We start from the raw sequence: 8,506 nt of genomic DNA, 5'->3' as shown, positions 1-8,506 counted from the left end.
CCTCTGGTTAATGAGTATTTTGAAACAATTGAAGAACTAGAAGAAATTCTGATAACTCGTTGTCAGTATCTCGAAACAATGACTAATGAAATTAAAAACTTGACTAACTATCATTGGCTAACTTATGACTGATTGTTATCAGCTTTTCAAAACAGGATTTAGTATAAATACCCTCTTTATTCAGTCAGAAGTATCAGAAAAAACTATCATTTTGCTCTGTTTTTTTTGCACTTGTACAACAATTAAATTTATCATAAAAAAGAGAAAAAATACCTTGAAAACTAGATAAATTATGGTAAATACTCTGCATCTCATATTTGTAAAAATATCATCTGGACAAGACACCATTAAGATAGGCACAACGTAAAGATAGAATAGAAGAAACGTTCTCATTTTGCCACGGTGCGCCCGAAAGTTTAACCCGCTTTCCAATTTGTTTAATCCCCGATTCAATCGCGCCTGAACCTAGTAAAGAAACTCGTTCTTTCTCTGCTGCCCCGGGAGAGTCCTTCCACAGAGTCAATGTTATACTAAATCTGGTTATTAAAAACTGATTATTTATTTTCCCCTTTGCATGAGTGCCTCTTGCATGAGTGCCTCTCCTCATAACTAGCCTATACTCAACGGATTTAGTATTACTGACTGCTTGATACCTCCCCTGAACGGTTAAAGTTAAGAGAGTGGTGCGTTACTACCGACTACCGACTTCTAAATGGGATATTATCAACATGAAAACTAAATTATCTCAGCTTTATGAAACTGATTTTAATTTGTGGATTGAGCAAACCGTCAATCACTTAAAAAAGGGCAATTTACAGGCCGTTGATTTAGATAACTTAATCGAAGAAATATCCGATATGGGACGTAATAATAGACGGGAGATATTCGGCCGTTTAAAAGTTCTCTTGATGCACTTACTTAAATGGCAATATCAACCAGAAAAACGGACTAATAGCTGGATAAATACCATTGATGAGCAAAGAGAACAATTAGAGCTTATTTTCAGGGATAGTCCTAGCTTAAAACCCTATTTAGCCGATATTTTCGCAGAATGTTATCAAAAAGCAGTGCGAGGGACGGTAAATGAAACTAATTTACCAAAAGAAACTTTTCCGGTTGATTGTCCTTTTACCCAAGAACAGGTTTTAAATTGGGATTATTTTCCTGAAAATACCTTTTGAACAATGGATATAAGTAGGGAGGCACAATTATTTGTAGGATGGGTTAACGGTAGCGTAACATGAGCGGGCGTTGGGTTTCATGCTTCAACCCAACCTACGTTCTTTTGAACAATGAATCTGGCAGTTTTATGAGAAAATCGCCCTGCTGTCAAGACTGATTTTTTTCTTGCCAAATAGCCAAGGCCATTTGATGAACAAATCGCCAAGGTAGATGATGCTGACGGGCAATAGCGGCACAATCTTCGTATTCTGGTTGTACGGTAATCGGTTGATTAATTGACTCTTTGTAGGCAACTTTTAGCCGAATTTGACCATAGACAGTATCGATCGATTGTATCTCTCTTTTTAAGATTAATCGCTCTTGAATCGTCCTTCTAATGCCTAAAGTTGTGGTTTCCTGAAAGATCATATTTTCACAAATAGCAATTTTATCCAAGCCACAAATTACTGTCAAAAGTATTCCCAAACGAGATTTTTTCATAGTAATTGCTTGACTAAATACATCTAAAGCCCCCGCTTGTAATAAAGCCTCGCTTAAGTAGGCGATCGCTTGCGGATTTAAGTCATCAATTTGAGTTTCTAAAACTGCCACAGTTTCGATTTCATCTAGCTTTTCTGGTGCTTTTTTCCCTAACCAAAGCCGGACAAGATTGGGAATCGGTAAATCTTTTGTCCCTGCCCCTAAACCGACCTTTTCTAACTGCATTTTGGGCGGTTTACCGAAACTTTTAGCTAAAGTTGTCACAATAGCTGCCCCCGTGGGTGTTACTAACTCCGCTGCGATGCCATTACTATAAATTGGTACTTGTCGATTACTTAACAATTGTACTACTGCTGGCACGGGAACCGGTAAACGACCATGGGCGGCCTGAACTGTACCGCCGCCGGTGGGTAGAGAAGAACAGTATAATTCACTCACCGATAGCCAATCCAAACCCAAACAAGTCCCAACGATATCAATAATGGCATCGGTTGCCCCCACTTCGTGAAAATGCACCTTTTCTGGCGCGATCCCGTGAACGGCTCCCTCTGCGATCGCAAGTTGTTGAAAAACCGCTAAACTCCATTCTTGGACTTTCTGGGGTAAATTTGCCTGTTTGATTAAATTTTCAATCTCCGGTAAATGGCGAGCGGGGGTATGATGGTGATGGTGGTGATGATGAGCGCACTTCTCGGCAGTGACATCGACGTGAACCTTAGTAGCAATTTGACCGCGACGATGCACTTTTTCGGCCCTTAACTGATATTCATCCTCAATTCCTAAAGTTTTTAGTTGTGCAATCAGGTATTCTAGGGGGACTCCTAAATCTACTAATGCCCCTAAACACATATCCCCGGCGATTCCCGTGGGACAATCCCAATAGGCGACGATTTTGCTATCATGGCTACTATTTACTCTCTCCATCCCGAAAATCCCCAACAACGTTCTATCCAAGAAATCTGTCATGCCCTTAAAAATGGGGCAATTATGCTTTATCCTACCGATACTGTCTATGCGATCGGTTGCGATCTCAATGTGAAATCTGCCGTCGAACGAGTTCGCCAAATCAAGCAACTATCTAATGATAAACCCTTGACGTTTCTCTGTTCTTCTTTGTCGAATATTTCCGAGTACGCAGTGGTCAGCGATCATGCCTATAAGATTATGCGACGAGTCATACCCGGTCCCTACACTTTTCTCTTACCGGCGACTAAATTAGTGCCGAAAGTGGTGATGAATCCAAAGCGGAAAACCACTGGTATCCGGGTTCCCGATCACGTTATCTGTCGCACTATTCTCGAAACCCTAGAAAATCCCATTATCTCTAGTTCTGCCCATCTTCCCGATCAGGAGGGGGATTTTCCCACCAAGGGATTAGAATCCGCTAGGTTATTCGATGCCCTCGATCATATCGTTGATTTAATTATCGAAGATGGTTCTGCTCCCGGTTCGGAAGTGTCAACAATTGTTGATTTTACCGGCGATCAACCGGATATCGTGCGTCAGGGTTTGGGTTGGCCGGAATTACAACAATGGTTATAACGAAGGCACTCATTCACTCATGCACTCATGCACTCATGCAAAAGGCCGCTTTTTGCTCCCCACACCCCACACCCCACACCCCACACCCCACAACTTCCCACTTGCCACTGATAACTGATAACTGATAACTGATAACTGTATCGGTTATTGCGACTTTTTATTTCCTGAAAACCGCCTTGTGGAAGTCAAGTTAGTTGCTTAAGATGGAGATAATCGCAGTCAGAGAAAACCTCTCAAGGAAATTATTACTATGGCTTTCACTCTTTATTCTCCCTTCCTAGAAATTAATTCTGTCCAACGTCAAATCGATCAACTTTTTCAAGAAGTATTACCGACAACTTTATTGGTATCTCGTCCCCCGGTGGAAATCTCCGTTAACGAGGATTCCGTGGAATTAAAAATCGAATTACCCGGTATGGATATTAAAGATATCGATGTGGAGGTTAGCAAGCAAATGGTGGCTATTAATGGGCAACGTGAATGCGCTGCCGAGGTAAAAGACAGCGAATTTTATTATGGTAAATTTAGTCGCTTGATTACCCTGCCAGTAGAGGTGCAAAATAGCCAAGTTACCGCTAACTATCAAGACGGTATTCTTTATCTCACCCTCCCGAAAGCGGCGGCAGAAAAAAATACAGTGGTTAAAGTTAATCTTGGTTAGATGAGAAAAAGACTGGAGAATTTCTCCAGTCTTTGGTTTTATTTGTAGTCGCTAACTGTTAATGGAGTTCTTTGCCATTTAGGTTGACGGGACGGGGTTGAATAACACCAAAACCGCCGTGATTGCGTTGATAGATAACGTTGATTTCGTTAGTGTCTTTGTTGCAGAACATAAAGAAATCGTGATCGACTAATTGCAATTGTGTTAGTGCTTCCTCAATAGTCATCGGTGGCATGGCAAAGTATTTCATCCGCACTACTTCCGCAGGTAATTCGGGAGTGCGATCGCCAATTAGGTTATCATCTAAGGGTTTCTCTTGCACCACCTCGCTAGTTTTAACGGTGGCGTTGGTGCGATGATCCACCAATCTTTCTTTATACTTGCGGAGTTGACGAGCGATTTTATCAGAAACTAAATCAATACTCGCGTACAAATTTTCGCTTCCTTCTTGAGCGCGAATCACTGTTCCATTAGCATAAACCGTTACCTCCGCTTTGTGGCGATCGGGAATGCGTGCATTCTTTTCCACGGAGAGGTGAACATCGACCTTTGTGGTTATGCCGTTAAAATGTTTCACCGCTTTCTCCAGCTTTTGTTCCACATAATCATGAATAGGTTCGGTGACAGCGATATTATTGCCCTGAATCAATAGCTTCATACTCACTACTCCATCTAAAAATTTTGCTATGGACTGCCCACATCAACTATTTTTAAGGGATGTTGATGCCAGGAATTTAATCCTCAAAAAAACTGCTCGATCGCGCTGTTGATTGAAAGTCAATTAGAGGTCACAGTCTAGATATTGTCGGTGTTCTCGTTCTCTTTTTTTTGTCGGATCGCACGGAAAATTCATCGGGTCGAGCGCCTATTTGCAACTGGATTTATCTACCTCTATTCTAACAAGTTTCTCTAAACCTTCTCTTAACAGAAATGCGAAGTTCTGTTAACTTTCATTTAAAGAAACTGATTTTTGCCGCCAGCAAGGGAATCCGGTGATTGTTTCTCCCGTTCGACGGTTAACCTCGGAATAGATGGGATAACCTTAGATTAGCACTTAGTATTCTCCCCAACATCTATATCTTCCCTTCTTTTAATTTTCCTTTGCGCTCCTTCACATTTCTTAAATAATTTGACAAATCTCGCAATGAATGCTCAAAAAATACCTCGTCCCTGTGGGCTAAAAATTTGGGCAATTACGCCCTATTCTTTGGCAACAGCGATCGCTGGTGGGGCGAGAATTGCTAATCCCGACTTACCTGATATCCTGCTAATACTCGAACAGCCCCCGTTTATACCCTATCCATTAGTCGGATCTTTCTTAACAAAAAGAGAAGAAACTTAAAAAAAAGGGAGACGATTGATAGGTATAGTTTTGAAAGAAGGAATCAAGGTCCAGGTGAGCAAAAAAATGGAGAAATGGGCAGCCCAAGAATTACAGTATGCAGACCTAGGCGACAGGAGAAGAAAGAAAAGGTTAATCAGTATCGTGGAAAACTTGGCCAGCCAAATTAGTACAAGTGTGCCACAAGCTTCGGGAAATCTAGCGGCAGCGAGTGCCACCTATGACTTTTGGAATTCCCCCTATTTTCACCCCTCAGATATAATTGCTGCCCAAGCTAAAAGTACAGTAGAAAGAATCAAAGAACATCCAATAGTTTTGGCAGTGCAAGACACAACCAGTTTAGACTTTACGACACAAAAAGCCAAAAAAGGAATGGGTTATCTAGATTGTAAAACCTCCTTTGGTCTCAAAGTTCATACCACATTAGGAGTGTCCCCGGTCGGAATACCTTTAGGACTGATTAATCAATAGGTCTGGGCAAGAGAAGAAAAGAATTTAGGGATTGCCAAGCAACGAAAAAAAAGAGAAACCCAAGAAAAAGAAAGTCAAAGATGGTTAAATTCTTGCTCAGAAACACAACAACAAATACCCGAAGATATTCAAGTAGTAACAATCGGAGATTGTGAGGCAGACATATTTGATTTATTTGCCCAGTCAAGAAATCCTAACTCTCATTTATTAATCTGAGGAACTCATAACCGAAAAGTTAACTATCTCGTCGAAGACAAGGAAAAGTCAGGGCATCCAGAGACTAAATATTTACATCAATCCATCAGAGAAATTAAAGCCTGTGGTAGCCTAGATGTGCAAGTAAAACGCAATCCTAATCACGAGGCTAGACTAGCTAAACTAACAGCTAGATTTGCCAGTTTTGAAATACAAGTACCTAGCCATTACCCCAAGGCGAACCCTCGTCAACCTGTCAAATTACAGGTGATTTTAGTAGAGGAAGCAAGTAGGTTATTGCTGCTATCAAAGACCTGAAAAGAAGCAAAAGTACCAGATCCTTCAGAACCACTATTAAGTGCAAAACCAAATTTTAAGAAATCTTTCGCTCCTACAAGAAAATCAACCCTTCTCGACTTTATTAAAAATTTAGATGTAATACTAAATCTTGTTATTAAAAACTGATTATTTATTCCCCCTTTCGCCGTTCGGCGGTTCGACCGACCTCACCGTCGAAGCCTTTTGCCTGTCCTGATATGTAGCCTATACTCAACGGATTTAGTATAAGGCAAAGTCGTCCTTTTAGGACAGAGTTTCAAACCGAGGATTTGCGATGATACAATAAAGTTAGGCAAAAATGCGATCGCAAGAGATAAAGCATGGTTCAAGCACCCATCGAACCCCAACTTTTCTATCCTGACTCCGACGGTAAACCTATGGCCGACAACACAGTTCAATATCGCTGGATTGTTCGCTTGGTTGCCAATCTCAAGTATTTATTTAAAGAGCAAACCGTCTTTGTTGCCGGGGATTTGCTCTGGTATCCGCACCAGGTAATCGTACCACCCGCTCCTTGCCAAGCTCCCGATGCCATGGTGGTTTTCGGTCGTCCACCGGGTGAGCGGGGCAGCTATAAACAATGGGAAGAAGACAATATTGCTCCCCAGGTGGTGTTTGAAATCCTCTCTCCGAGCAATAGTGCCAGGGAAATGCTCAAAAAGCAGTCTTTCTATCGGGAGTATGGGGTATTAGAAATGTTTTTCTATGACCCAGACTCCCATGATTTCTGGGGATTGGTGCGGGCCAATCAGCAAGAGGATTTTTTCCCAGTAACGGCCTTGAATTTTCCTTGGACTTCCCCAATCCTAGGGATTCGGTTCGAGATGTTTGAAGAGGGTTTAGAGGTCTTTTATCCCAATGGGGAACGATTTAAAGACCCTGAAACCCTCTTTGAGGAACGCAACCAAGCACAACAAGAACGCAACCAAGCACAACAAGAACGCGACCAAGCGCAACAAGAGCGCAACCAAGCACAACAAGAGCGAGATCGCGCTTTTGCCCGATTACGCGAATTGGGCATTGACCCGACACAGTTGTTATAATAGTTAATTAATCTTCAGCTTAAGGGGGATTAATTGTTGAAATAAATCCCAAAGTTATTAACTCAATCCTCCTGTTTTGACTTCTTCCCTTGAGATAGTTGGCGATGGCAGAAAGCCCCCAATCCCAATAAACCTAAGCCCAGAATTGTGCTAGGTTCAGGGACTGTATTAACCGGTTCGACCCTTACGTCATTAACCTGTTCGACCCTTACGTCAAAACTTCCAATGTTGTTAGACCATTCATAACCATCCATTGTGCCAAGGAAGAGGCGAGTTGCGTTAGTAGGAACGATGAAATTCTGCACAGCACCACTGTTTGTTCCTGTCAGTCCATCGCCAATGAAGAAAACTTGCTTAACTTGTGGAGCTAACGAAGAAAAATTGAGTCCAATTGAATAAAAGTTAAGAAATCCAGGTGCAAGAGTCAAATCTGGCTGGCTGTTATCTAAAAAGACACCGAGAAGAGAATTAAGCGGAGCGGTAATATCGGAAATTCCATTTTCACTCCCAGACAAATGGCTAAAAAAACTTCCCCCATCCGGCCCATACAAGGGTTCGAAGGGATCATTGCTGACTCCCCCAGATGCGGAGAAATTGAGGGTTTGTCCAGAAATAAGGGAAAGTCCCAACACTTGTACAGGAGATTGAGCAGGAGCAACATCTACAAAGGAAGCCGTAGATCCATTTGGCATCCCTGCAAGCCAAGCATCAGATGTGCCAGGAACCGTGACATTTACAGCTTGTACTCCACTAGCGATGGAAAGACTGATAAGTAATACCCCCCCCCAATGGAGTTTTTGATAAGTTTAGCTAATGTCATGACTAAATACCTCTTAAAAAATCTGGTTCTGCCTGATTTGTAATGTTTAATTCTGTAGATGTCAAGCTCTTGCCGTTAACTTTATCAAATCTTAACAATCCTCTAATAAATTTATCAAATCTTAACAATACTCTAAGTTACTTATAAAAATAAAGGTATGTTAGCGACAGCGTAACACGCCCTACTTATCGAAAATTTGGGTTAAAACCCCGTCGTTTTACGACGGCTTTTCTTGATTTTTAATAGAGCATCTGAGAACTTCCAGGGTTGCACCTCTCAGTTATCAGTTATCAGTTATCAGTTATCAGTGGGTAAGTCATCAGTTATCAGATGTGAGTTTTTAAGTGTGCAGTATTAAATAGAAGTTTCCTCCTGTCTTTTTAATGTTTACTGTTTACTGATTACTGTTTACTGATCACTGATTATAGAGT

7 protein-coding genes and 3 pseudogenes are annotated in these 8,506 nt (G+C 41.4%); 6 read left to right on the top strand and 4 right to left on the bottom strand.

All coding sequences use genetic code 11. The annotated features are described in order from the left end of the window. Window positions 1–328: 328 nt before the first annotated feature. Window positions 329–475, bottom strand: a pseudogene (locus IM322_RS20595) (ISKra4 family transposase); the annotation flags it as partial. A gap of 253 nt (window positions 476–728) precedes the next feature. Here IM322_RS20595 and IM322_RS20590 point away from each other — a divergent pair. Further along, window positions 729–1,181 carry a DUF29 domain-containing protein gene (locus IM322_RS20590; RefSeq protein ID WP_287675447.1) on the top strand — a complete coding sequence of 151 codons (453 nt, stop codon included), beginning with the start codon at window positions 729–731 and terminating at the stop codon, window positions 1,179–1,181. A 148-nt stretch (window positions 1,182–1,329) separates the two neighbouring features. Here the strand turns inward: IM322_RS20590 and larC are convergent, their stop codons facing one another. Beyond that, window positions 1,330–2,586 (bottom strand): nickel pincer cofactor biosynthesis protein LarC, encoded by a 1,257-nt coding sequence (larC, locus tag IM322_RS20585; RefSeq protein ID WP_287675446.1) that lies wholly within the window; start codon window positions 2,584–2,586, stop codon window positions 1,330–1,332. Between larC and IM322_RS20580 the strand changes: the two genes are divergently transcribed. Both IM322_RS20580 and IM322_RS20575 read left to right on the top strand, forming a co-directional pair. After that, window positions 2,563–3,204 (top strand): L-threonylcarbamoyladenylate synthase, encoded by a 642-nt coding sequence (locus tag IM322_RS20580; RefSeq protein ID WP_286826447.1) that lies wholly within the window; start codon window positions 2,563–2,565, stop codon window positions 3,202–3,204. The genes larC and IM322_RS20580 overlap by 24 nt on opposite strands. Window positions 3,205–3,454: 250 nt before the next feature. After that, entirely contained in the window at window positions 3,455–3,865 is a 411-nt protein-coding gene (locus IM322_RS20575; RefSeq protein WP_287675445.1) for an Hsp20/alpha crystallin family protein, read from the top strand. Between the two features lie 58 nt (window positions 3,866–3,923). On the opposite strand, the gene hpf is transcribed toward IM322_RS20575, so the two are convergent. Then, window positions 3,924–4,523 (bottom strand): ribosome hibernation-promoting factor, HPF/YfiA family, encoded by a 600-nt coding sequence (hpf, locus tag IM322_RS20570; RefSeq protein ID WP_287675444.1) that lies wholly within the window; start codon window positions 4,521–4,523, stop codon window positions 3,924–3,926. Window positions 4,524–5,009: 486 nt separating this feature from the next. Between hpf and IM322_RS20565 the strand changes: the two are divergent. The 3 genes and pseudogenes from IM322_RS20565 to IM322_RS20555 all read left to right on the top strand — a co-directional run. After that, window positions 5,010–5,153, top strand: a pseudogene (locus IM322_RS20565) (lipoyl(octanoyl) transferase LipB); the annotation flags it as partial. 120 nt (window positions 5,154–5,273) lie between these two features. Beyond that, window positions 5,274–6,158: pseudogene (locus IM322_RS20560) on the top strand (IS4 family transposase); the annotation flags it as partial. 374 nt (window positions 6,159–6,532) lie between these two features. Beyond that, window positions 6,533–7,255 carry a Uma2 family endonuclease gene (locus IM322_RS20555; protein WP_287675442.1) on the top strand — a complete coding sequence of 241 codons (723 nt, stop codon included), beginning with the start codon at window positions 6,533–6,535 and terminating at the stop codon, window positions 7,253–7,255. 62 nt (window positions 7,256–7,317) lie between these two features. Here IM322_RS20555 and IM322_RS20550 read toward each other — a convergent pair whose 3' ends face one another. After that, the gene (locus tag IM322_RS20550; protein ID WP_287675441.1) at window positions 7,318–7,947 is read right to left on the bottom strand and encodes a PEP-CTERM sorting domain-containing protein; all 630 of its coding nucleotides are present in this window, start codon (window positions 7,945–7,947) and stop codon (window positions 7,318–7,320) included. Between the last annotated feature and the right edge of the window lie 559 nt (window positions 7,948–8,506).

Source organism: Microcystis sp. M109S1 (genome assembly GCF_020247025.1).
Taxonomy (GTDB): Bacteria; Cyanobacteriota; Cyanobacteriia; order Cyanobacteriales; family Microcystaceae; genus Microcystis.
This window is presented reverse-complemented; position numbering and strand designations above follow the sequence as displayed.

Excerpts from the sequence above, each read along its gene's own strand:
- IM322_RS20590 (WP_287675447.1), top strand. The coding sequence starts at position 729 with ATGAAAACTAAATTATCTCAGCTTTATGAAACTGATTTTAATTTGTGG.
- larC (WP_287675446.1), bottom strand. The coding sequence starts at position 2,586 with ATGGAGAGAGTAAATAGTAGCCATGATAGCAAAATCGTCGCCTATTGG.
- hpf (WP_287675444.1), bottom strand. The coding sequence starts at position 4,523 with ATGAAGCTATTGATTCAGGGCAATAATATCGCTGTCACCGAACCTATT.
- IM322_RS20575 (WP_287675445.1), top strand. The coding sequence starts at position 3,455 with ATGGCTTTCACTCTTTATTCTCCCTTCCTAGAAATTAATTCTGTCCAA.
- IM322_RS20555 (WP_287675442.1), top strand. The coding sequence starts at position 6,533 with ATGGTTCAAGCACCCATCGAACCCCAACTTTTCTATCCTGACTCCGAC.
- IM322_RS20580 (WP_286826447.1), top strand. The coding sequence starts at position 2,563 with ATGGCTACTATTTACTCTCTCCATCCCGAAAATCCCCAACAACGTTCT.
- IM322_RS20550 (WP_287675441.1), bottom strand. The coding sequence starts at position 7,947 with ATGCCAAATGGATCTACGGCTTCCTTTGTAGATGTTGCTCCTGCTCAA.